The sequence below is a fragment of the Sagittula marina genome (assembly GCF_014196795.1).
GTDB classification, from domain to species: Bacteria; Pseudomonadota; Alphaproteobacteria; order Rhodobacterales; family Rhodobacteraceae; genus Sagittula; species Sagittula marina.
This window is the reverse complement of sequence record NZ_JACIEJ010000002.1, coordinates 186703-208731: the sequence shown is the minus strand read 5'-3', so window position 1 is coordinate 208731 and position 22029 is coordinate 186703. Positions and strand designations below refer to the sequence as shown.

The 22029-nt window shown below is 60.4% G+C and carries 24 protein-coding genes, 1 tRNA gene and 1 other RNA gene; 18 read left to right on the top strand and 8 right to left on the bottom strand.

The window, feature by feature from the left end; translation table 11 throughout:
* Window positions 1–132: 132 nt before the first annotated feature.
* On the top strand, window positions 133–909 hold the full coding sequence (rlmB, locus tag GGQ68_RS04365) for a 23S rRNA (guanosine(2251)-2'-O)-methyltransferase RlmB (protein ID WP_183963296.1): 777 nt from the start codon (window positions 133–135) through the stop codon (window positions 907–909).
* An 88-nt stretch (window positions 910–997) separates the two neighbouring features.
* Here the strand turns inward: rlmB and GGQ68_RS04360 are convergent, their stop codons facing one another.
* Window positions 998–2305 carry a short-chain fatty acid transporter gene (locus tag GGQ68_RS04360; protein ID WP_183963294.1) on the bottom strand — a complete coding sequence of 436 codons (1308 nt, stop codon included), beginning with the start codon at window positions 2303–2305 and terminating at the stop codon, window positions 998–1000.
* Window positions 2306–2531: 226 nt separating this feature from the next.
* Here GGQ68_RS04360 and GGQ68_RS04355 point away from each other — a divergent pair, with 226 nt between their 5' ends.
* The 5 genes from GGQ68_RS04355 (at window position 2532) to GGQ68_RS04335 (ending at window position 5843) form a co-directional block, all read left to right on the top strand.
* A complete protein-coding gene (locus tag GGQ68_RS04355; RefSeq protein ID WP_183964069.1) occupies window positions 2532–2852 on the top strand; it encodes a hypothetical protein in 321 nt (106 codons plus the stop codon).
* Window positions 2853–2963: 111 nt separating this feature from the next.
* Window positions 2964–4091 (top strand): 3,4-dihydroxy-2-butanone-4-phosphate synthase, encoded by a 1128-nt coding sequence (ribB, locus tag GGQ68_RS04350; protein ID WP_183963292.1) that lies wholly within the window; start codon window positions 2964–2966, stop codon window positions 4089–4091.
* The gene (locus tag GGQ68_RS04345; RefSeq protein ID WP_183963290.1) at window positions 4091–4639 is read left to right on the top strand and encodes a 6,7-dimethyl-8-ribityllumazine synthase; all 549 of its coding nucleotides are present in this window, start codon (window positions 4091–4093) and stop codon (window positions 4637–4639) included. The genes ribB and GGQ68_RS04345 overlap by 1 nt, the downstream gene beginning before the upstream one ends.
* Window positions 4636–5157, top strand: coding sequence for a transcription antitermination factor NusB (gene nusB / locus GGQ68_RS04340; protein ID WP_183963288.1), 522 nt, complete (start codon window positions 4636–4638; stop codon window positions 5155–5157). The genes GGQ68_RS04345 and nusB overlap by 4 nt, the downstream gene beginning before the upstream one ends.
* Before the next feature lie 362 nt (window positions 5158–5519).
* Window positions 5520–5843 carry a hypothetical protein gene (locus GGQ68_RS04335; protein ID WP_183963286.1) on the top strand — a complete coding sequence of 108 codons (324 nt, stop codon included), beginning with the start codon at window positions 5520–5522 and terminating at the stop codon, window positions 5841–5843.
* 151 nt (window positions 5844–5994) lie between these two features.
* Here the strand turns inward: GGQ68_RS04335 and ssrS are convergent.
* The 3 genes from ssrS to GGQ68_RS04325 all read right to left on the bottom strand — a co-directional run bounded on the left by ssrS (window position 5995) and on the right by GGQ68_RS04325 (window position 8374).
* Window positions 5995–6151: non-coding RNA, 6S RNA (ssrS, locus tag GGQ68_RS24820), on the bottom strand.
* Window positions 6152–6193: 42 nt separating this feature from the next.
* Complete coding sequence (locus GGQ68_RS04330; protein ID WP_183963284.1) at window positions 6194–6946, bottom strand: COG3904 family protein; 753 nt, start codon at window positions 6944–6946, stop codon at window positions 6194–6196.
* 114 nt (window positions 6947–7060) lie between these two features.
* Window positions 7061–8374: a hypothetical protein gene (locus GGQ68_RS04325; RefSeq protein WP_183963282.1), complete on the bottom strand. Its 1314-nt coding sequence runs from the start codon at window positions 8372–8374 to the stop codon at window positions 7061–7063.
* Window positions 8375–8479: 105 nt separating this feature from the next.
* Here GGQ68_RS04325 and GGQ68_RS04320 point away from each other — a divergent pair, with 105 nt between their 5' ends.
* On the top strand, window positions 8480–8983 hold the full coding sequence (locus GGQ68_RS04320) for an MmcB family DNA repair protein (protein WP_425502950.1): 504 nt from the start codon (window positions 8480–8482) through the stop codon (window positions 8981–8983).
* A 406-nt stretch (window positions 8984–9389) separates the two neighbouring features.
* Here GGQ68_RS04320 and GGQ68_RS04315 read toward each other — a convergent pair whose 3' ends face one another.
* Entirely contained in the window at window positions 9390–9608 is a 219-nt protein-coding gene (locus GGQ68_RS04315; protein ID WP_183963280.1) for a DUF6324 family protein, read from the bottom strand.
* 269 nt (window positions 9609–9877) lie between these two features.
* On the opposite strand from GGQ68_RS04315, the gene GGQ68_RS04310 reads away from it, so the two are divergent.
* The 4 genes from GGQ68_RS04310 (at window position 9878) to GGQ68_RS04295 (ending at window position 12681) form a co-directional block, all read left to right on the top strand.
* A tRNA-His gene (locus GGQ68_RS04310) sits at window positions 9878–9954 on the top strand.
* A 586-nt stretch (window positions 9955–10540) separates the two neighbouring features.
* Window positions 10541–10900 (top strand): hypothetical protein, encoded by a 360-nt coding sequence (locus tag GGQ68_RS04305; RefSeq protein ID WP_183963278.1) that lies wholly within the window; start codon window positions 10541–10543, stop codon window positions 10898–10900.
* Window positions 10901–10951: 51 nt separating this feature from the next.
* A complete protein-coding gene (locus GGQ68_RS04300) occupies window positions 10952–11902 on the top strand; it encodes a L,D-transpeptidase family protein (protein WP_183963276.1) in 951 nt (316 codons plus the stop codon).
* A complete protein-coding gene (locus GGQ68_RS04295; RefSeq protein WP_183963274.1) occupies window positions 11899–12681 on the top strand; it encodes an extensin family protein in 783 nt (260 codons plus the stop codon). The genes GGQ68_RS04300 and GGQ68_RS04295 overlap by 4 nt, the downstream gene beginning before the upstream one ends.
* A gap of 89 nt (window positions 12682–12770) precedes the next feature.
* On the opposite strand, the gene GGQ68_RS04290 is transcribed toward GGQ68_RS04295, so the two are convergent.
* Complete coding sequence (locus tag GGQ68_RS04290; protein ID WP_183963271.1) at window positions 12771–13313, bottom strand: peroxiredoxin; 543 nt, start codon at window positions 13311–13313, stop codon at window positions 12771–12773.
* A 280-nt stretch (window positions 13314–13593) separates the two neighbouring features.
* Here GGQ68_RS04290 and GGQ68_RS04285 point away from each other — a divergent pair, with 280 nt between their 5' ends.
* From GGQ68_RS04285 to hpaH, 3 genes are read left to right on the top strand one after another with little or no spacing between them, the layout of a single operon-like run.
* On the top strand, window positions 13594–14988 hold the full coding sequence (locus tag GGQ68_RS04285; RefSeq protein WP_183963269.1) for a pyridoxal phosphate-dependent decarboxylase family protein: 1395 nt from the start codon (window positions 13594–13596) through the stop codon (window positions 14986–14988).
* A 1-nt stretch (window position 14989) separates the two neighbouring features.
* Entirely contained in the window at window positions 14990–15844 is an 855-nt protein-coding gene (locus GGQ68_RS04280) for a fumarylacetoacetate hydrolase family protein (RefSeq protein WP_183963267.1), read from the top strand.
* Window positions 15841–16638 (top strand): 2-oxo-hept-4-ene-1,7-dioate hydratase, encoded by a 798-nt coding sequence (hpaH, locus tag GGQ68_RS04275; protein WP_183963265.1) that lies wholly within the window; start codon window positions 15841–15843, stop codon window positions 16636–16638. The genes GGQ68_RS04280 and hpaH overlap by 4 nt, the downstream gene beginning before the upstream one ends.
* A gap of 26 nt (window positions 16639–16664) precedes the next feature.
* On the opposite strand, the gene GGQ68_RS04270 is transcribed toward hpaH, so the two are convergent.
* The gene (locus GGQ68_RS04270; protein ID WP_183963263.1) at window positions 16665–16964 is read right to left on the bottom strand and encodes a DUF6476 family protein; all 300 of its coding nucleotides are present in this window, start codon (window positions 16962–16964) and stop codon (window positions 16665–16667) included.
* Here GGQ68_RS04270 and GGQ68_RS04265 point away from each other — a divergent pair.
* The 3 genes from GGQ68_RS04265 to GGQ68_RS04255 all read left to right on the top strand — a co-directional run bounded on the left by GGQ68_RS04265 (window position 16963) and on the right by GGQ68_RS04255 (window position 20320).
* Window positions 16963–17985, top strand: a complete 1023-nt coding sequence (locus tag GGQ68_RS04265) for an RluA family pseudouridine synthase (RefSeq protein ID WP_183963261.1) — start codon at window positions 16963–16965, stop codon at window positions 17983–17985. The two genes, GGQ68_RS04270 and GGQ68_RS04265, sit on opposite strands and share 2 nt — an antisense overlap.
* 280 nt (window positions 17986–18265) lie before the next feature.
* Window positions 18266–19162, top strand: coding sequence for an RNA polymerase sigma factor RpoH (rpoH, locus tag GGQ68_RS04260; RefSeq protein ID WP_183963259.1), 897 nt, complete (start codon window positions 18266–18268; stop codon window positions 19160–19162).
* A gap of 183 nt (window positions 19163–19345) precedes the next feature.
* Window positions 19346–20320 carry a Gfo/Idh/MocA family protein gene (locus GGQ68_RS04255; RefSeq protein ID WP_183963257.1) on the top strand — a complete coding sequence of 325 codons (975 nt, stop codon included), beginning with the start codon at window positions 19346–19348 and terminating at the stop codon, window positions 20318–20320.
* Window positions 20321–20374: 54 nt separating this feature from the next.
* Here the strand turns inward: GGQ68_RS04255 and GGQ68_RS04250 are convergent, their stop codons facing one another.
* A complete protein-coding gene (locus GGQ68_RS04250; RefSeq protein ID WP_183963255.1) occupies window positions 20375–21343 on the bottom strand; it encodes an NADPH:quinone oxidoreductase family protein in 969 nt (322 codons plus the stop codon).
* Window positions 21344–21626: 283 nt separating this feature from the next.
* Here GGQ68_RS04250 and GGQ68_RS04245 point away from each other — a divergent pair, with 283 nt between their 5' ends.
* The gene (locus GGQ68_RS04245) at window positions 21627–21998 is read left to right on the top strand and encodes a helix-turn-helix domain-containing protein (protein ID WP_183963253.1); all 372 of its coding nucleotides are present in this window, start codon (window positions 21627–21629) and stop codon (window positions 21996–21998) included.
* Window positions 21999–22029 lie beyond the last annotated feature (31 nt).

The window sequence follows — 22029 nt, the reverse complement described above, 5'->3', positions numbered from 1 at the left end:
GCGTTCCGAAGCATGTCGCCTCGGAGCGTGGGGGGCTGATTACAGCCGACCCTTGGGGGCGTCAACAAGAAAAATTCTTGGAATCCGACAAATGCACAGGCAAGAGGGGCGCAACGCAAAAAGGGCAGGTTCATGGCGAAGAAACCGAAGTGGGTGGTAGAGAAGGAACAGGCGCGAAAGGCCTCTGCGGCGGAGACCGTCTGGCTTTTCGGCCACCATGCGGTGCGGGACGCGCTGATGAACCCGCGGCGAGAAAAGCTGCGGCTGATCCTGACGCCCAACGCCGCGGACAAATTGGCAGATGCGGTGGCAGAGGCTGGCATCGAGCCGGAAATCTCGGATCCCCGCCGCTTTAGCGCCCCGCTAGACCCGCAGTCCGTACACCAAGGCGCGGCGCTTGAGGTCAAACCTCTGGATTGGGGGCGGCTGGAGGACGTGGCGATCAGTGGTGAAGGGGTCTTGCGCCTCGTCCTGCTAGACCGTGTGACGGACCCGCATAACGTCGGGGCGATCCTGCGGTCGGCGGAGGTGTTCGGCGCGCAAGCGGTGATCGGAACACGACACCACGCAGCGCCGGAAACGGGCGCCCTGGCAAAAACCGCCTCTGGTGCGTTGGAGCGTCAACCCTATCTGCGCGAACGCAATCTGGCGGACACGATCACGTCGCTTCAGGAGATCGGGTATCTGGTGCTGGGTCTTGATGGTGAAGCGGAGCTGACCATCGAAGAAGCGGTGGCCGGCAAGCTTGAGAAACCCATCGCTTTGGTGCTGGGGGCTGAAGGGCCGGGGTTGCGCCCCAAAACACGCGAGACCGTGGATATGCTGGTGAAGATCCCGTTCGCGCGAGAGTTTGGGTCGCTGAACGTGTCGAACGCCGCCGCTGTCGCGCTCTACGCGGTCAAAGGCTGATCGCTTCGCCGGATGGGTGCGCCCGATTGATCAAAAGAACGACCGCCCGGCTTGCTACCGAGCGGTCGTTTTTAGTAGGTGCCTGATGTCAGAGGAACGTCAGCCCCACGGAGATGACCACCCCGGACAGGATCAGGTGCACAACGCAAAAGCCCATGATGTCCTTGGCTCGCAAACCGGCGATACCAAGAATCGGCAGGGCCCAGAAAGGCTGCACCATGTTTGTCCAGGCGTCGCCCCAAGCGACTCCCATCGCGGTACGCGCGATGTCGGCACCCAGCGCCTCAGCCGCTGGCAAGATGACCGGCGCCTGCACTGCCCATTGGCCGCCGCCTGAGGGCACGAAGAAGTTCACGATCCCTGCCGAAATGAAGGACCAGAAGGGCAGGGTGGCGGCAGAGGCCAAGCCTACAAGATGCTCTGAAATGCTGGCTGCGAGCCCGGACTGCACCATGATCGCCATGATCCCGGCGTAAAACGGAAACTGGATCACGATGCCCGCGCCGCCCTTTACCGCGTCAGTCAGGGCGTTGAGCAGGTTCTTTGGTGTGCCGTGCAGCAAAATGGCGAGCGTCAGGAACAAGAAGTTGATGACGTTCAGTGATAGCCCGCCGCCGGTGGCGAAATACTGGATCAGCCAGGCTGCTCCGCCCGCTCCGACAAGCACCGACAAGACCACGCTGTTTTCCAAACGTTCCGCCGGAGTTGGGTTTTCCGGGCGTGAGTAGCTGTTTTCCTCCAGCAGAGCAGGGTCGATGTAAACGGCCTCTTCTTCTTTTGGCATCATTGCGCGGTTGACCAATGGCACGACAATGAACAAGGCCGCGACGATGCATATGTTGAAGAGCGCAAAAATGGTGTCAGAGGTTGGCACGATCCCGATGATATCGGCAAACGGGTGGCCTTCCGTCGCGACGGACAGCGGAATGGATCCGGCAAGGCCACCGTGCCAGACGATGAAACCGGAATAAGCTGACGCCACCAATAGCCGGTAATCCACCTTGATCTTGCGCGCCAATTCCTTCGCGAACAATGCGCCGACCACAAGCCCGAAGCCCCAGTTGATCCAGGAAGCCGCCAGCGACACCAGGCTGACCAGAAGGATCGCGCCGCCTGCGCTCTGTGCCAGTCCCGCAAGCGCGGCCAGCCCTCGGCGGACGAGCGGCGTCGATGCCATCATGTAGCCTGTGACCAGGACCAGGAGCATTTGCATGGAAAAGGTCAGCAGAGACCAGAAACCGTCTCCCCAATAGGTGATGACCTCAAGGGGGCCGGTGCCTTGTGTCAGGACAGCGGCAAGACCTGCGGCCAGGGTCAGGACCAGAACAAAAACAAATGGATCAGGCAGATAGCGGTCCACGATCCGAACCATGGGTCGAGATATGAAAGCGAGCATGCAGCTCTCCTTTAAGCAAAATTCTAAAGATCCCGTCCGAAGTACCAATGACAGGGTCTCGTGGGAAGCATCTACCTTGCCGGGTGTTGGTGGCTTCGAAAAGATCTGAGCGTGTGGCCGGCGTCCTTGCCCTGGTGTATGCGTCGCGGACGATAGGTGGTCCGACGTTGGGCGTATTGGGCGCTGCGACTTGAAATCAGCTCCACTGCTTGCCTATCTGCTGAGTATGCCAAACACCAAGATCGCCACTTGCTGCTATTGCGGCACCCGCGCGGCACTCGTCCTGAAGGGGGAGGCGAGCCATGAACTGGCCTGTTCCTCTTGCGGGGCGCCGCTGCATGACCTGAAGAAACTTCGCAGCGATGCGGTGGACAAGGCCGCGCATAAAGTGCCGCGAAAAGGGCGAAAGGGTCATCGCACGGCCGCGCAGTCGCCGTTGGATCTTGTGGAAATGGCGCTGCGCAAGACGAAAAAGAAGAAGGCCAAACGCAAGCGCAAAGGTCTGCTGCACGAGGCTTTCGACCTGATCGAGGATATCTTCGACTAAGGCTGCGCAGTCATTGAGCGTGGCGGATAAACTGCGCTGATGCAGGCGCGGGCCCTCTGGCCTTTCGCGGCGCTCTGGCGTATTTCGCCATTGATCAGGAGGCGAGGTGCCATGAGCGATTACGAGACCCCGGGTGAAGTGGAACAGAACTGGCGTGATGCGATCTCGTCTGTCGAGGAAATCATCGACGATGCGCGCAACGGGCGCATGTTCATCCTTGTCGACCACGAAGACCGCGAGAACGAAGGCGATCTGGTGATCCCCGCGCAATGGGCCACGCCGGATGCCATCAACTTCATGGCGCTGTACGGGCGCGGGTTGATCTGTCTGACGCTGAGCGCAGATCGTATTGAAGAGCTTGGGCTTTCTCTCATGTCGACGAACAATTCGTCACGTCATGAAACGGCTTTCACCACCTCCATCGAAGCGCGCGAAGGCGTGACGACAGGCATCTCGGCCGCGGATCGCGCGCGCACCGTGCAGGTGGCTATCGACGCCAGCAAAGGGCCGCAAGACATTGCCACGCCGGGCCATGTCTTTCCGCTGCGCGCCAAGCGCGGTGGGGTGCTGGTCCGTGCGGGTCACACGGAGGCTGCCGTCGACGTGTCACGTCTGGCCGGGTTGAACCCGTCGGGGGTGATTTGTGAGATCATCAATGACGACGGCACCATGGCGCGGTTGCCTGAACTGGTGACATTTGCGCAACGTCATGGGCTGAAGATCGGCACGATTTCGGACCTGATCTCCTATCGTCGCCGTCACGACAACCTTGTGAAAATAGCCAAGGAAGAAGACATCACCTCCGAGTTCGGCGGCGAATGGCGGTTGCGCATCTACACTGACGAGACGCATGGCGACGAGCATATCGTTTTGATAAAAGGCGATATTTCTGGCGATGAACCGGTTCTGGTCCGGATGCACGCACAAGACCCGCTGCTGGACGTTGTCGGCACCGGCCCTGTTGGGCGCGCCGACGAATATCGCAATGCGATGCGGGCCGTTGCCGAAGAAGGCCGTGGCGTTGTGGTGTTGCTGCGGGACACCGCGATGAAGCTGGATGTGGGCGAGGAAGTGTCGCCCAAGACGCTGCGTCAATACGGCCTTGGTGCACAGATTCTGTCGTCGCTGGGACTGTCAAAGCTGGTCTTGCTGACCAATTCGCCAAAGCCGAAGATTGTCGGACTTGAGGCCTATGGCCTCGACATTGTGGAAACCCGCAAGATCTCGGAGCTGGGCTGATGGCATCGAACGAAACGCATTATACTTTGCCACGCCCGGAAATCGACAAGTCGGTTAAGATCGCGATTGTGGTGGCGCCATACTACAAGGACATCGCCGACCAACTTGTTAAGGGTGCGGTCGCCGAGGTCGAAGCCGTGGGCGGCTGGTACGAGATCATCGAAGTGCCCGGCGCGCTGGAGGTGCCTTCGGCCATCGGCATCGCAGAGCGGCTGTCGAACTTCGACGGCTACGTTGCGCTGGGCTGTGTTATCCGGGGCGAAACCACGCATTACGATACTGTTTGCAACGATAGCTCGCGGGCGCTGACGCTCTTGGGCTTGCAGGGGCTGTGCATCGGTAACGGTATCCTCACAGTGGAAAGTTATGATCAGGCTGCGGTGCGGGCTGATTCAGAAGGCCAGAACAAGGGCGGCGGTGCGGCAGCGGCAGCACTGCATCTCATTGCTCTGTCACAGAAATTTGGCAGCCAGCGCAAGGGTGTTGGCTTCAAGCCTGTCAGTGGCGAATACCAGGTGGCGGGCGACGGAAAGGGACCGGTTGCATGACCGAAGAAGAGACAAACCACGAGACTGCGCCCGAGGCCGCCCCGCCCAAGCCACTGTCGGGCAACCAAAAGCGTAAGATGCGCTCTGCTTCGCGGCTTTATGCGGTGCAGGCGTTGTACCAGATGGAAGTGGGCGAAGCCGGGCTGGATCGAGTCAAGACGGAGTTTTTGAACCACCGTTTCGGCATGGTCACCGACGAGGGTGACGAGTTCATCGACGGCGATATTGATTTGTTTTCCAATGTCTTGAAGGAGGCAGTGAACTGGCAGGCGAAGGTCGACCAGATGACAGATCGCGCCTTGGTGGCCAAGTGGCCCATCGGGCGCATCGACTCTGTTCTGCGCGCTCTGTTCCGCGCGGCGGGCGCCGAATTCGTTGCTACGGATACACCGCCAAAGATCGTTATCGTAGAATATGTGGACGTGGCCGCGGCCTTCTTTCCAGATGGAAAGGAGCCAAAATTTGTGAACGCTGTACTGGACCACATGGCGCGCGAGGCCAAGCCAGAGGCATTCTGAAACGGTTAACGACCGTCAACACTTATACGAATTAATGCACCGCGCGGTGGGGTTAACCTGCCGCGCGTTTACTTTTTGGCGTGGGGTGTTGCGCGCTGCGCGGTCTGTTGGAAACCTTTTGAAGCACCATGTTGGCGATTTTTTAATCGAAATGGAGGATCGTTTACCTGCGAACCGACCGGTTTTCCGGGGCAAACCGGTCGGTTGTTAATCTGTTGGTGTGACGTGGCGTCAAAATTGGTAAATCCCGTGGCGCGGCGCGTGATGTCTGGCGGATCTGGTCTGGCGGGGTGCGGCAAGAGGTGCGCTTGCTTTTGTGCTGGCTGGATTTACTTTGTGTAGTGATCGTAACGGAGGCGACCATGCCGAAACTCATCAAGATGTATATCACGCACTGCGTTGCCGGGTTCGGTCTGTCGGCGCTGTTTGTTGGCGCCCTGCTGTTTTACAACATCGCGAACCTTGGGCATCTGGTCAGCACGTCGCCTGTTGGCTGGATTGCTGTTGGTATGCTGTTCTTTGGGAATGGGATCGTCTTTGCGGGTGTGCAGTTTGCCATCTCCATCATGCGCATGGGCGAGGGTGATGGTCCGTCCGGTGGCCGCCGCGCACCGCGTATAACTGGTGAACGCGCACGGGTGACGGCTGAGGCCGCGCCACGCCGGGATGTTCTGCGGCGCAGCTAAACCAAGCCATGAGAACCTACGAGCGGCATTCAGGCGACTGGATGCCGTTTTTGTATGAACAGTGCATCGTGTGGATAGGTTCAGATCTGTCAGGGTTCGAAAGGCGCTGTGCCGATGTCCACCGCCGCAAAACTCCCGAAGAAATTTTGCGGCGGGAACCACCTCGACCGTCTGGGTGACGCATTCCCGAGGACCTGTATATACAGGTGGGCGCCAGGTAGTATGACCACGGTCATAGCAGAGCCAGCTCCCTCGGAGTTGCTTAAGGCCACCGGAATGTACCCGTGTGACGAGAAGGGCAGAACCCGCCTGTCACGCAGGTAAGTCGCGCAAGGCGCGCTGACAAGGGGTTAGCTGTCGGAAGGGTTCACGAAATTGTAACGCTCAAGCTCTTCGGGCAGCAGAATATAGATTTCATCGGCTGGCGTGGCGAGCGCGTGACGCATCACGCGGACGTCGATCCCCATGTCGTCGAGGTAGGACATAACCTCTGCCTGACCGCGCTGAATGTCGTCGATGGCCGTAAAAGCCGGCAAGAAGGTGTTTTCCCCGAAGCTATGTTGATGCACGCCGATGGATGCGTTTTCCTCTGCCGTGCGGGTTTCTCCGCCGGCATACAGATAGGGGCAGGCGGAGTAGCAGATTTCCCCCGACAGGACCGTGGTGGCAATGCCGCGGTCGCGCAGATGCCGACCGATGTCGAGCGCGTCGCGGACCGATCCGCCCGGGGATTGCAGTACGAGATCCGTGACGGGAGGGTCTGCGGCGTCGATTTGTGGGATCAGGCGCGCTGCGTCTTCGGCAGAGATCTGACCTTCGAGCCGCCATTGCGCGTCTTCAAACGTCAGAGTGAGTCGATCGGGAAGTTCGCCGGGATTGCGCGCGGGCTGGGTCGAGGGGCGGTCACGTGACGGGTTGAACGTGCGCCGCTGATCGCCGGGGCGAACCGGATCCGACAGGCGTGGCGCGTTCGGCTTCAGGAAGGGTAGGGACAAGGGGGCGTCGCGGATGTCGCCAAGGATCAGCAGCGCGCCGATCAGAAGCTGAAACACCAGTACGGCCCCGAGGGTGCGCGCGATAGGATGGGGGGAGGTGTCAGCCATTGGGGCGCTCTGTGGAGCTGGCCGGCGGGCCGCTCGCCTTGAGGTCTTGGTGAACCGTTGCCTCTGCAGCCCGATTGGACCGAAGAGATTCTGAGTGTGCGGGGGCGACTGAGGTCATTCGGCGGCAGCCTTTGTCTCGGGCGCGGCGGCAGGTTCGGGTGCGGCGGCTCTGGTCGGGGGCGAGTCCGGGTTGGGCTGTGAGGCGGCGAGGGCTTCGACATCCCGCAGGGCGCCCACGGCTGCGCGCAGTTCAGCAAGCGTCATGGTGTCCTCGATCCCGGTGCCATCGCGGCTGTTGCGGATGGCCCCGTGCGTGATGGCGAGGATGAAGACGAGAACTGCGGGCAGAAGGTCGATGGCTATGGCTCCGGCCCAGCTTGGCACAAAGTTGCGGGCGTAGAGGATGACTGCATCTGCGGCAGAAATTGGGGTGTAGGTGACGTCTGTGGCCTGTTCCAGAGATTGAACGGTTTGAGCTGCGCGTTCGAGCGTGGCTGCACGCTGGCCCAGCACTTCGAGAACGGACGTGATGGTGGCCGATTGATCGGCACGGCCTGCAGCGGTTGTGCTGTCCAGCTCGGGCAACACAACCGAAGCCGCGAGGTCTTGGGCGGCGCGCTCCACCAGCGGCGCGACGGAGAGCTGGCGGAGTTGCGTGATCAGGCCCTGAAGGCGAACGGCGGCTTCGGAAAACTCGACGGAGCGGGCTTCCACATTGCCGGGTTCGACGGTGAGGGCGCGCATCCGGGACAGGATTGTGTTGCCCTCGGTAAAGCTGCTTTCAACGAGCGGGGTTTGCGCGGCGATCTGGGTTTCCAGCGCCTGCAACTCGGCAGATTTCTGGCGCAGCACGCGAAAGACTGCGCCGCGACCGGCGAGGCCGGAGAGGGAGCCAGCGGCCTCCTGTTCGGAGAGGTCTTCGAAAGACTGGCGGGTGCGGGACACATCGCGTTCGAGGGCCTGACCGGTGAGGGCAATTTCGTGCGCGCGCTCCAGCGCCACTTGGTAATCCTGTACGGTCTTGGCGAGATGTTGTTCGACGGCGGCAGACCCGGCCAGCGCGGCGGCGTTGAGCCAGGACGACATGGCAACGATGGCGAGGCTGCCGATGCCCATCGCGCCCAGCAGACCAGCGCGGGCACGATTGGTGCGCACAGCCGGAAACAGCCGCATCAGATAGGACCAAAACACAAAAATGCCCACAGAGACGGCGGTGGAATAGGCGATGGCGGCAAAGACAGACATGGCGCCGTTGTCGTCCAGCAGCGAGGACACGCCGAGATAGGTGTAAATGCCGGAGGCGACGGAGAGCACGCCAAGCGCCGTGCCAGAGAACGTGTCGAGCCAGTTGATATGGGCTTCGAGTTCGCGCGCATAGCGCACGCCCTGGGCGGCGTTGCGGGTCAGGGGGGCGTCTTCAGGCTGCATCGTGTCTCCGGGAATGGCTGTTTGGAAAGATGTCGTTTTGTCAGCGATTTGCAAGCAGTGGCCCGGCTGGGTTGCGTTTGTTCATGAAATGTCCATATTCTGAGCATGGAATTGCGTGTAGATCCGATGGAGCCTGTTCTGACGCCTGGCCAGCTTTTGGCGCGCGGGGTGTCGCGGCATATGAGCAGCCTTGGCTTTGCCACGGTGGAGGAATTTGTGCCGGACCGGGGGCTGCGGGTCGATGTGATGGCGCTTGGGCCGAAAGGCGAGTTGTGGATCATCGAATGTAAATCGTCGCGCGCGGATTTCATGAGCGACGGCAAGTGGCAGGGCTATCTGCCGTGGTGTGACCGCTATTTCTGGGCGGTGGATCAGGCGTTCGAAACGGATCTGCTGCCAGAGGACACCGGGTTGTTGATCGCCGATGGCTATGACGCGGAAATTCTGCGCATGGGCCCGGAAGACAAGATCGCTCCGGCGCGGCGCAAGAAACTGGTGCAAAAGTTCGCCTTTTGCGCGGCGCGGCGGTTGCAGGGCTTGCGCGATCCCGGCGCGGGACTGCAGTGGGGTTCGGCGTGCGGCTCGGTCAGGGCGGGTCCGAAAAGCTGAAGCCATGTGACGCCCATTGCCAAGCCAACTGCAGATGGCGCGAGCAGATGCTGAACCCAATCGGTCGCGCGATGGATGTGTATTGCGTTGGTCCCGAGGTAGAACCCCGCCACGGACCACAGGAAGATCGTGCTGTGGCTTTGGGAGGACAGGGACGCGGGCGGCAGGATCAGCCCCAGCGCGGTGGTCAGCGCAATGAGCGCGCCCCCGCGCCGAAGGTGAATCAGGCCGCGCGCCTCACTCGGTGCAGATTTTTTCTGCCTCCACAGCGCGTTGGCATAGGAACTGGTATGCATGCGTTCGATGGATTGGGCGCCTTACGCGCGCAGAGCGTTTATCGCCACCAGTTTGAAGACGCAAAACACAATCGACCAAGTGTCCATGCGGTCAAGTAACATGGAGGTGGTTACTTGCGCTTGCCCTTGCCAGGCTTGCCTGCCGCGGACATCTGGCGTGCGGTTTCGGCGGCGGCGCGCAGCTCCTCTGCGATGTCGTCGGCCTCGTCCGGTTCGAAATCCATCGGGATCTCCAGATCGCCAGCAAACATGAACAGCCGTACCATACCCTTATCGGTCGGCCCGATCTGGAGGTTTGCTTCGATGTCGGATTCGTCGTTGATGCCCATTGTCCTGCCCCTTGACGGTCGTTGTGCCAGTTAGCGCGCAGAGGGGTGTATTGCAAGGAGAGAGGCCATTCCACCGCAGCTGCATCTGGCGGGCAGGGAAGGGGATGCGCTCGCTGGAGACCTTCGGCGGCGCCCTGATTTGGCGAAGGTCTTTTTTCGGTGCGACGGGCTTCAAACGGCGGATGGAGTCGAAGCTGTGGCCAAGATTGAAAATTTTGCCGGATTCGCGCTTGCAATCATGGTAGGGTCTCTGTAAATCGCCTGCCAGTGCCGCCTTAGCTCAGTAGGTTAGAGCGCCTGATTGTGGATCAGGAGGTCCCCCGTTCGAGCCGGGGAGGTGGTACCATTACTCTCCCCAAAGTCATGACAGTTCACCCGCCAGTTGCTTGGGGCGTGGCTTTGTCGTGCGGTGGCGCTCAGGATGGTCCGTCACGGGAGATGAGCACTGATTGGACGGCTGGCGCGCGGCGGGACCCGGATGGATTTCCGCCTTTCGGACAAGATCGCCGATGATGATTCCCAAAGTGTGCAGGTTCCCGTGCTGAAGCGGGCTATCGCGGTGCACGAATGGCGACGGTTTCCGTGAGATTTTGGGGAATTTGTTGCATGCCAAGGGCTTGGCCGTTTGGGGCCAGTATCTGAAGCGGCTGTCGGCTATCGTGAGGCTGCTGTGAGGGCACCCTTCTTGGGATTGGCTGGCAGCGCGTTTTGGACGTCAGCTAATTTTAACCAAGGTCGCATTCTATGAACCCGGCCCCGTAGACACGGCGAAGGTCTGGTGGAAAGATAGCCCCGTCACAAAAGCGTTTTAGAACAGAGCCTTGGTCATGCCTGCGACGTTATGCGTGGGGTGGAATGCTGCAATGCAGCAAAAAAGAGGAACGTTTCCTTTCCGAATGTGGTTGTATGAGATGACCACAGGAGGTTCACCAATGTTCCAAGATATGATGAAGGCCACGACGGATTGGCAAAAAGTGGCGCTGTCCACTTCTCAGATGATGCTGTCGGCGGCGGTGGTGGTTCAGACGCGGATGGCCCAGATGGCAATGGGTGTGATGAAACCTCAGGAATTCACCCGCATGGTGCTTGAGAAGCCCTCAGCCTTTGCGCGCGGCGGTGAGATGGCCATGCGCGCCATGTCGGGCAACAAAGGGTACGCCATCGTTATGGCGGAGGCTTTGAAGCCGATTGAGGCAAGTGCAAGCGCCAATGCGCGACGTTTGTCCGGAGGCAGTGCCGCAAATGCACTTGCATCGCCCCGTAAGAAGACACGCAAACCCAAGAGCGGCTGAACCATATGGGGGTTCACGCGTTGGGGAGCTCCGACACATGGAGCACCTTAAATGCGCACCCTCACTCTGATTTTTCCGTTCTTGCTTGCCAGCCCCGCCTTGGCACTGACCCCAGAGGAGGTTCAGGTTGCGACCTACACCGGTGGTGTTCTGCCAGAAGGACAGTCCGGTCTTACGATGAAGCTGCAGATCTTGCTGGACCGTGCGGGGATCTCTCCCGGTGTGATTGATGGCTACAAGGGCGGCATGAGCGAAAGCGCCTTGCGCGCCTTTGAACAGCGCGAAGGCCTGCCTGTGGATGGGATCTTGGACCCTGAAGTTTGGATGCTGCTGGGGGGCAACACGGCTGAACCCGTTTTGGGGCAGTATAGCGTAACGGCGGAGGATGTGTCCGGTCTGACCGCCTCTATCCCGGACAACGTTCGGGAAAAGGCGCAAATGAACGAGCTTGGCTACCTGCGTGTGTCCGAGAGGCTGGCCGAACGGTATCACATGGATGAAGATGCCCTGATCGCCATGAACCCTCAGGCGGGTTTTGCGGCGGGAGAGACCATCGTGGTGGCCAATCCCGGTGAATATGTCGAAGGTACGGTGGATCGTATCGAGATCCACAAGGGGTCGCAGCGCGCCGTGGCGCTGGACGCGGGCGGCGCAGTTCTGGCGAACTATCCGGTGGCAATCGGATCGAACAGCACGCCGTCGCCCTCTGGCACGATGCATGTGAAGGCGGTCGCGATGAATCCAACCTACAGTTACAACCCGGACGTGAACTTCGAGGCCGATGGCGTTGAGGAAGCGCTGACGCTTCCGCCGGGTGCGAATGGACCGGTGGGGACCGTCTGGATCGATCTATCGAAGCCCACCTACGGTTTGCACGGCACGGATTCCCCGGCGAAGTTGTTCGAGAACCACAGCCATGGCTGCGTGCGCTTCACCAACTGGGACGTGACCGAGCTGGCGCACATGGTGTCGGATGGCGTGTCTGTGGAGTTCCTGGAGTGAAACGCTGGGGTTTGATCCTGTGTTTGAGCGCTGTGCCGGTCTGGGCGCAAGAGGGGCCGGAGGAGTCGCTTCGTCCCAAGGCGCGCATCGTCGAAGCAGAGACGCCAGATGTCGAGGTGCCCGCGGAGGAGGCCCTGCCTGGCGGAGTCAAGGCAGAGGCCTTGCCAAAAGGCATGCGGGACGAGTTGCGGGTCGATGATACCGAATATGCCGTATGCCTCGCAGCACTTGACCGCATGGGAGTGACGTACACCGAAGTTGATCCGATTATCCCCGACGATGACGCGGATTGCGGCATTCTTCGTCCGCTGGAGGTGACGGAGATCGCGCCGGGGGTGGCCGTAACCCCGCCGGCGGTGATCCGGTGCGAAACAGCGGAAGCGATGGCTCTTTGGGTCCACGATTTCGTTCTTCCCGCAGCTGAACGGCTAGAGGAGCGGGGCGCACTGACCGAGGTCAGGAACGGCTCCGGCTATATCTGTCGCCGCCGCAACAATGTGGCCGACGGCAAGCTGTCGGAACATGCGTTTGGCAACGCTGTGGATGTGATGGGTTTCACGTTCGAGAACGGGCCGCCCATCCCCGTTGAGCCGCGCGAGGCGCAGGGATCAATGGCGGAAGCCTTTCAGGATGCGGTTCGCGCCTCGGCCTGCATGGAGTTCACCACGGTGCTGGGGCCGGGCTCGAACGCGTCACATGACGATCACCTGCATCTGGATGTCATCCGGCGCACGCGCGGGTGGCGGCTGTGTGAGCAGGGCGGCGCGACCTCGGATTGATGTGACCCCGCGGCCATAAAAAAGCCCCGCCGGTAATTGGCGGGGCTTTCTCGTGCCCTTGAGCCGCGAGGGAGCGGCTTTCGGATAAGTTACTCGGCGGCGACGGCCTGCGTCAGGTGTGCCAGCAGAGTTTCGGGTGAGGATTCGCCATAAGGGTCGTCGGGGCAGTTGTCCATGAGGCCCGGCTCTTCGAACCATGCTTCGACCACACCGTCATTGATGATGGCCGCATAGCGCCAGGAGCGCGGACCGAACCCAAGGTTATCCTTGTGCACCAGCATGCCCATCTTGCGGGTGAATTCGCCGGAGCCATCCGGGATGACCTTTACGTTTTCGATGCCCTGCGCTTTGGCCCACTGGTTCATCACGAAGCTGTCGTTGACGGACAGGCAGTAGATTTCGTCGATGCCCTGTGCCTGGAACTCGCCGAAGTTGTTTTCGAATCCGGGAAGCTGGTAGGTCGAGCATGTGGGCGTGAACGCGCCGGGCAGGGAGAAGAGGATCACGCGCTTGCCAGCGAAGTAGTCTGCGGTGGATTTGTCTTCCCAGCGGAAGGGGTTGGGCCCTTCGATGCTGTCATCACGGACGCGGGTGCGGAAGGTGACGTCGGGGAGTTTGGTGCCGGTTTTCATCGGTCTCTCCTGTTCGCTACATTGCAGTTGTCTGACCCGTGAGTGCGCGGGATGCTGCACTGCGTCAATGCGTTGCGAATGCATAGCGGCTATGCGCTGGGCGGGGTCGTCCATAGTGGTCAATCTGCACGCAGCGCTGCGGCATTTTCATGCGGGTGGCGCACTTGTGGTTAACATGTTAAGTGTTTGCATGAGGGGTATGTGAGCTCGACGCAGAGGGTAAGCTGGCTTTGGCGTCGGGAGCAGCTCAAAGCAGGACGGTGCGCCGTAGGAGGTCTTGATGGATTGGGAGGAGTTCGCCCGTTGGGGGGAGCGCGCGGCGCAGTTTGGTGCCGATTATCACGAGGGCTTGAGAGATCGGCCTGTGCGTCCGGATGTGACACCGGGCGAGGCGGCTGCGCTCTTGGCCGATGCCCCCCCTGAGGTGGGCGAGGCGATGGAGGCGATCTGGGCCGATTTTCTCGATATCGTACCAAAACGGCTGACCCATTGGCAGCATCCGAGGTTCTTTGCCTACTTTCCCGCCAATGCCGCGCCGGTGTCCATGCTGGCGGAGATGCTGGTGAGCGTCATGGCACCGCAATGCATGTTGTGGCAGACCTCTCCGGTGGCGACCGAGATGGAAGGCGTCATGGTGGACTGGCTGCGTCAGGCGGTGGGCCTGCCTGAAGGATGGTCCGGTGTGATCCAGGATTCGGCATCCTCCGCCACCTTATCCGCAGTATTGACCATGCGTGAGCGGGCCTGCGACTGGTCCGGCAATCGAGAGGGGCTGTCCGCCAAGGGCGCTTTGCGCGTTTACGTGTCGGAGCAGGCGCATTCGTCGGTGGACCGCGCCTGTTGGGTGGCGGGGATCGGTCAGGACAATCTGGTCAAACTGCCCAGTGTGGGCGCGCCGACCTTTGGCGTCGATGCAGTGGCTCTGCGGCGGGCCATCGCCGAGGATCGCGCGGCAGGACACGTTCCCGCCGGGATCGTGGCCGTCACGGGCGGCACCGGCATCGGCGCTTGGGATGATCTGGCGGCGGTCGGTGCCGTGGCCGCCGAGGAGGGGCTTTACCTGCATTGCGATGCGGCCTGGGCCGGGTCAGCCATGATCTGCCCAGAGATCCGCGACGAGATGTGGCGTGGCATAGAGACGTGCGATTCCGTTGTCTTCAACCCGCATAAATGGCTTGGGGCGCAGTTCGATTGCTCTGTCCAGTTCCTGAAAGACCCGCAGCAGCAGGTGGATACGCTGAAGATCGCGCCAGAGTACCTCAAGACCTCCGGTGCGGAGGTGGTGAATTACTCCGAGTGGACGATTCCGCTCGGGCGTCGGTTCCGGGCGCTCAAGTTATGGTTCTTGCTGCGTTATTACGGGCTGGAGGGGCTTCGCGCACGTATGCGCAATCATGTGGCATGGGCCGGTGAGGTTTGCTGCGCCTTGCGCGATCATGGCTTTGAGATCGTGACGGAGCCGATCCTGTCGCTGTTCACCTTCCGGGGGCCGGGGGATGATGCAGCGCAGCAACGTCTGGTGGATGCGATCAATGCGGACGGCCGGATCTATGTGACGCAAGGCATGCACGCGGGCCGGAGAGTTGTGCGCTTTCAGGTTGGGCAGTTCGACTGCACGCGGGACGATGTGATGATGGCGGTCGATGTGATCGCCGAGATTTCGGGGAGGCAATAGGATGGTGAAATTCGTCAGTTTTACGCATGACAACGCTGCTAAATTCGGGCTGTGGAGCGACGATGGTCTGATCGATCTGACTGGATTTGAAGGTCATTCAGCGCTGCGGCAGGTGATTGAGGCTGGGGCGCTCAAGGCGCTTGCACAGGCGGGTATGGGCCGCCCGGCGAAGATCCCGCATGAGGATGCGATTTTGGAAATCCCGGTCCGCGATCCGGAGAAGATCATCTGTGTCGGTGTCAACTTTCCCGACAGGAATGCGGAGTACAAGGATGGGCAGGAAGCTCCGGGGCGCCCGTCGCTTTTTATCCGTTTTGCGCGGTCTTTTGTCGGTCATGGCAGCGCCTTGGTGCGGCCGCCGGAGTCCGAACAGCTCGATTACGAAGGCGAGGTCACCATCGTCATTGGCAAGGGCGGGCGTCGCATCGCGCGGGAAGACGCCTATGACCACATCGCGGCGATCACCCTGTGCAACGAGGGAACGGTTCGCGATTGGGTGCGCCACGCAAAATTCAACGTGACGCAGGGCAAGAACTGGGACCAGAGCGGGTCCATCGGCCCGTGGCTGGTGCCGTTTACCCATCCTTCGCAACTTGATGATATCGCCTTGGAAACCCGCGTGAACGGCGAGGTGCGGCAGAAGGATCGAACGGGGCGGATGCTGTACGATTTTCGCTATATTGTGAACTACGTCAGCACGTTCACCACGTTGGTGCCCGGCGATGTGATCGTCTGCGGAACGCCCACCGGCGCAGGCGCGCGGTTCGATCCGCCGATCTGGCTCAAGCCCGGTGACGTGATCGAGGTGGAAGCCGAGGGAATTGGTGTGCTGCGCAATACGGTGGTGGATGAATGACGGACGAGGAAATTCACGCTGCGGCACAGGCGCTTTTGGCGGCTGAAGACGCGGGGCGCCAGATCGGGCTTTTGTCGGTGCAGCATCCGGGCATGACCATGGATGAGGCCTATGCGGTTCAGGCGGCGCTTATGACGGCAAAAAGCGTCGCGGGCCGCAAGGTCATCGGCTGGAAGATCGGTTTGACATCAAAGGCGATGCAGGACGCGCTGAAGATCGATACCCCGGATTCGGGCGTGTTGTTCGATGACATGGTGTTCGAGTCTGGCGGCGTGGTGCCGGAAGGGCGTTTCATCCAGCCTCGTGTAGAGGCGGAAATCGCTTTCGTCATGAAGGCTCCCCTGGAGGGCAATGTGACACGGGAGCAGGTCGTGGCCGCAACGGACTTCGTCTGCCCGTCGCTGGAGATCCTCGACACACGGATCTTTCGCGCCGACCCTTCGAGCGGCAAGACGCGCGTCATCGTGGACACGATTGCCGACAATGCGGCCAACGCCGGGATTGTGCTTGGCAATCAACGACATGATCCGCGTCTCGTGGACCTTCGCTGGGCGGGAGCCATTGTCGCGCGCGATGGCGAGGTGGAGGAGACGGGGCTCGGCGCCGGCGTGCTCAACGATCCCGTCATGGGCATCGTCTGGTTGGCGAAACGCATGGGGGTCTATGGTCAGTCAATCAAACCGGGGCAGGTCATCCTGTCGGGGTCTTTCATCAGGCCCGTGGAATGCCCGCCGGGGTCACATGTGGAGGCGGATTTTGGCGCCTTTGGCCATGTGGAGGTCAGCTTTGCCTGAAGCGCAGGCATTGGAAGGGAATGCGGTCATTCGATAAGGATCGTTTGGCGCAAACGTCCGGTGGCGCGGTCAAAAATGAGGATTTGATCGTCGTTCGTCACTACGGCGTACCAGTCCGAACCTTGGGTGTAGGCGGTGGCCTGCGTTCCGTCGGGCAGTGTGATGAGCTCTGGCAGAGGGGCCTGTGCCTTGCTATAGCGCAGCCAAAGCAGGCTGGCGATTGCGATGATCCCGGCCATCATCACCACCATGAGCAGCGTCACCATGGCTTGCAGGATGCGCAGGCTGCGGGGGGGCTGATACTCAGCAGTCTCGGGAGCGTCCATGGAGCGCCTTTGTGTCACGATCACGGCCAACCCGCCGCCGCGTCTTGATAAGGCGCTGGCGCGCGATGTGCCAGAGGCTGCGTCCCTGTCGCGCACCCGCCTGTCCAAATTGATCGCCGAAGGCGCGGTGACACGCGGCGGCGAGGTGTTGACCGATGCGAAAGCGCGCGTCGCCGAGGGTGACGTGATCGAAATCGCGGTGCCGGAGGCGGTGGATTATGATGTGCTGCCGCAGGATATTCCGCTGTCCATCGTTCATGAGGACGCCGATCTGATCGTGGTGGACAAGCCTGCAGGGATGGTGGTGCATCCGGCGCCGGGGTCGCCGTCGGGAACGTTGGTAAACGCATTGCTGCACCACTTCGGCGGGGAGCTGTCGGGTATTGGCGGCGAGAAACGTCCCGGCATCGTGCACCGCATCGACAAGGACACCAGTGGGCTTTTGGTCGTGGCAAAGTCCGACCGGGCGCACCATGGCCTTGCGAAGCAGTTCGAGAAACACACTGCCCGTCGCGCCTATCTGGCGCTGGTGCACGGGGTGCCGGATCTGGCGGACCCACGCCTGATCGGCACGCGCGGCGTGTCCACCGCGCCGGGGGGCGAGATCAGCATCACTTCCGGCCTTGGGCGTCACCGCACAGATCGACAGCGCCAAGCGGTGTTCTTTGACGGGCAGGGGCGGCACGCGATCACCCATGCCAAACCGCTGGAGACGTTTGGAGACCCTGCTTGCCTGACGCTGGTGGAATGCCGGTTGGAGACGGGGCGCACGCATCAGATCCGTGTGCATATGGCACATGCGGGCCATGCGCTGGTCGGCGATCCGGTTTACGGTGGTCGGCGCAAGCTGAAGGAAAGCGCGTTGTCGGTGCAGGGCTTTGCCTCGGCCAACGCATTTGATCGTCAGGCGCTGCACGCGGCGGAGCTGGGCTTCGTTCATCCCGCGACGGAGGAGGAAATGCTGTTCTCCTCGCCGCTGCCGCAGGACATGGCCGAGATGCTGGCCGCGCTGCGCGGCTGACAGCGCTCTCGTTCCGCCGTCATCCCTTTGCAGAAAAGCCGACGAAAACCTCCCGTTGGGGCGGTTCTTTCTTGTGCCTTCCTGAAAGCTGATAAAAAATGTCAGAAAAGAAGGCGGGCTGTGCGCACATGCACGTTAGATCGTGTTACAACGCCTTTCTTTCGGATTGGGAACGGTTAGGATTGTTTAACGTTTAGGCAATATGAAACTTGAAACGGCGCTCTCGCATACCCATTTGGATGTTAAAGGTCGTTACATGATCGCCAGAAAAGGGACAGACATGAGCAACTATGCAAATCTCCCGGCGCCGTCGCCGGAAGCCGGTCTGAGCCGCTACCTTTCGGAAATCCGGAAGTTTCCGCTGCTGGAACCGGAAGAGGAATACATGCTGGCCAAGCGCTGGGTCGAGGAAGAAGACACTGAGGCCGCGCACCGGATGGTTACGTCTCACCTGCGACTCGCGGCCAAGATCGCCATGGGATACCGCGGCTACGGCTTGCCGCAGGCAGAGGTGATTTCAGAGGCGAACGTCGGCCTGATGCAAGCTGTGAAACGGTTTGACCCTGAGAAGGGCTTCCGCCTGGCGACCTACGCCATGTGGTGGATCCGTGCTTCGATTCAGGAATATATCCTGCGGTCCTGGTCGCTGGTAAAGCTGGGCACGACCTCTGCACAGAAGAAGCTGTTCTTTAACCTGCGGAAGGCGAAGTCGCGGATCGGTGCATTGGAAGACGGTGATCTGCGTCCGGAGCATGTTCAGAAGATCGCCACCGACCTGGGCGTGACGGAGACCGAGGTGATCTCCATGAACCGGCGTTTGTCCGGTGGCGATGCGTCCTTGAACGCGACCGTCGGGTCCGAAGGCGAAGGGACGATGCAGTGGCAGGATTGGTTGGAGGATGAAGATGCCGATCAAGCTGAGGATTACGCCGAGCGCAACGAACTTGAAGCGCGCCGGGAACTGTTGACCGCCGCGATGGACGTTCTGAACGATCGGGAAAAAGACATTTTGACCCAGCGTCGGTTGGCGGAAAAGCCTGTGACACTGGAAGATCTGTCCGGTCAGTACGACGTAAGCCGTGAGCGTATCCGCCAAATCGAAGTCCGGGCGTTCGAAAAACTGCAAAAGCGCATGCAAGAGCTTGCCAAAGAGCATGGTATGCTCGCTAGTGCATGAGATAGGGATCGGTTGAGCGGCCGGTTCCTGACGACCCTGCCCAAGACTTCCCTCACAGATTCAAAGGTTCGGGTTGGCCCCCGTCGGAGACATCCGGCGGGGGTTTTTGCATGCCGTCGGCCGTGGCTTGCGGTCGCAGGTCTGTGCGCTAACGTGGGCGGACAGACGTGAGGGAGAGGAACAATGGCGCACCACGTGAGATGGGGCATTCTAGGCGCGGCGAAATTCGCGCGGGAGCATATGGGACGTGCGATACATGCCGGCGAACGCGGGGCACTCGTGGCGCTGGCCACGTCTTCGACCGAGAAGGCGGCACCTTTTGCAGCGTATGCGCCGGGTCTGAAGGTGCACCTGTCGTATGACGATTTATTGGCCGACCCGGAGATTGACGCAGTCTACATTCCGCTGCCAAACCATTTGCATGTGGAGTGGTCAAAGAAGGCTTTGCATGCAGGCAAGCACGTATTGGTGGAAAAGCCTCTTGCGATGGAAGCGACACAGTTCGACGATGTCATCGCGGCACGTGACAGCTCAGGCAAGCTGGCGGCAGAGGCTTATATGGTTGTGCACCACCCGCAGTGGGCCAAGGCCAAGACGTTGTACGAAGAGGGGGCAATCGGCACAATCAAACGTGTGTCGGTGGCGTTCTCTTACGACAACCGCGCAGACACCAGCAACATACGCAACAATCCTGAAACCGGCGGCGGCGCCATCCCGGACATTGGTGTCTATGCATATGGCACGGTGCGCTTTGTGACCGGGGAGGAGCCTTCAGACATCCTGTCCACATGTATTGAACGCGAAAACGGCGTTGATGTCTGGAGCCATGTCACGGCGCGCTTTCCGTCGTTCCATTACAGCAGTGTCGTGTCGATGCGCATGGCGCCGTTCCAGGAAGTTGTGTTTCATGGAGACGGTGGTGTGATGCGACTGACCGCGCCGTTCAACGCGGGCGTTTACGGCGAAGCGTCTGTCGAGGTGCAAGATACGTCGCTGGAGGTCACGCGCTGGCGCTTTCCTGCGATCAATCACTATGTAAAGCAAGTTGAGGCATTCAATGCGTCTGTGCTGGATGGGGTGGCGTACCCCTGTCCGCTGGAGTTCTCCAAGGGCACGCAAAAGATGATCGACATGATCTGGGCGGCTGACAGAGCGTAAGGTCTGGAAGGTACTCGCCCTCGTGCTGCAGGGCTGCCGGGGGCGAGTGTTGTTTTACAGATCCTGGATCGTAATCACGACTTTACCGGTTGATTTGCGGGTGCGCAGCATTTCGAGACCTTCATCGGCCTGATCCAATGGAAAGGTGTTGGAGACATGCGGGTGCAGCCGGCCGTCTGCGTGCCATTGCATCAATGTCGCGAGGCTGTCCGTCAGGACCTCCGGTTTGAAGGCCAGATAGCCGCCCCAATAGACCCCCAGAACAGAGAGGTTCTTGACCAGGAGGTGGTTGGATTTGATTTGCGGCACCTCGCCTGAGGCAAAGCCAATGGGCAGAAGGCGAGCGTCCGGCTTGCACGCGCGAAAGGCCGCGTCCCATTGCTCGCCGCCGACAGGATCATAGACCACATCCGCCCCGCCAAGTGACTTTACCTCGGCACGGATGTCTTGCGTCCTTGCGTCAATCAGGTGATCCGCACCGGCGGCTTTGGCGGCTTGCAATTTGTCCGCGCCCCGTGCGCAGGCGATGACATTTGCCCCCATGAGTTTGCCAATCTCGACGGCGGTGAGGCCGACGCCCCCGGCAGCGCCCAGAACCAACAATGTTTCCCCTGGCTGCAGGCGCGCACGATAATCCAGCGCGACGTGGCTGGTGCCATAAGCGATCTGAAAAGCTGCGGCGTCGGTGAAGGGCATGGCGTCGGGCAGTTTGACCGCGCGGATGGCGTCGAAACAGCCAAGCTCCGCCAGCCCGCCCTGGCCCCCGAAGACCGCCACACGGTCGCCAATAGCGAAGCCCTTGACGCCGTCGCCCAGCGAATCAATAACCCCTGCAACCTCCATTCCGAGCGTGAAAGGGTGGGACGGTGTGTCCTGATAGGTGCCTTTGATCATGAGAAGGTCAGCGAAATTCAACCCACAGGCGGCGATTCGGACGCGAATCTCTCCTTTTGCGGGTACAGGTTCCGGAATTGTGATTACACTTGGACGTGTGTCTGGGGCTGGTACTACGTACGCACGCATAGGGTGCTCCTATTCTTTCGAGTATTACTCCTGCGCGAATGCGCCGATGCTTTGAATTGAAGAATGAACGTCGTACAGCCCCACATCAACAATACTTAAGTTTTTTCAACTTTATGTTGAAAAGCAAACTTGTTTACCATCTTTAGGCGCTTGTTTGGGTTGATTTTGGATACATATTTGATGTAGCACCATAGGTCATACACGTGCAGGATGAGGCTGGTACGGGTCACGATCCAATTACCGGGCCGCTCATCGGCCAAACCCAAAGAACAGGAAAAAAAAGATGGCGCACCCCGTTGATGTTCACGTTGGCAAGCGAATTCGGCACCGTCGCTGGCTCGTGGGCATGACCCAACAGCAACTCGCTGAGAAGGTCGGTATCAAGTTCCAACAGATTCAAAAGTACGAGACAGGGGCAAACCGTGTCAGCGCATCCCGGCTTTGGGATATCGCCGACTCTTTGGAAGTTCCGGTCAGCTTCTTCTTCGAGGGCATAGAGTCCGAGAGCGGAGCGGCCCTGACATCGGAAAATGTTCCGTCTGACATCCTGGGCGACAAAGAAGCACTCGACCTCGTTCGGTCCTACTACGCCATCCCGGAAAACCAGCGCCGTCGCCTGTTTGAGTTGGCGCGCGTCCTGTCTGACGTGGCTTGAGCCAAGACATTATCTGCGATAGCCGGAGGAG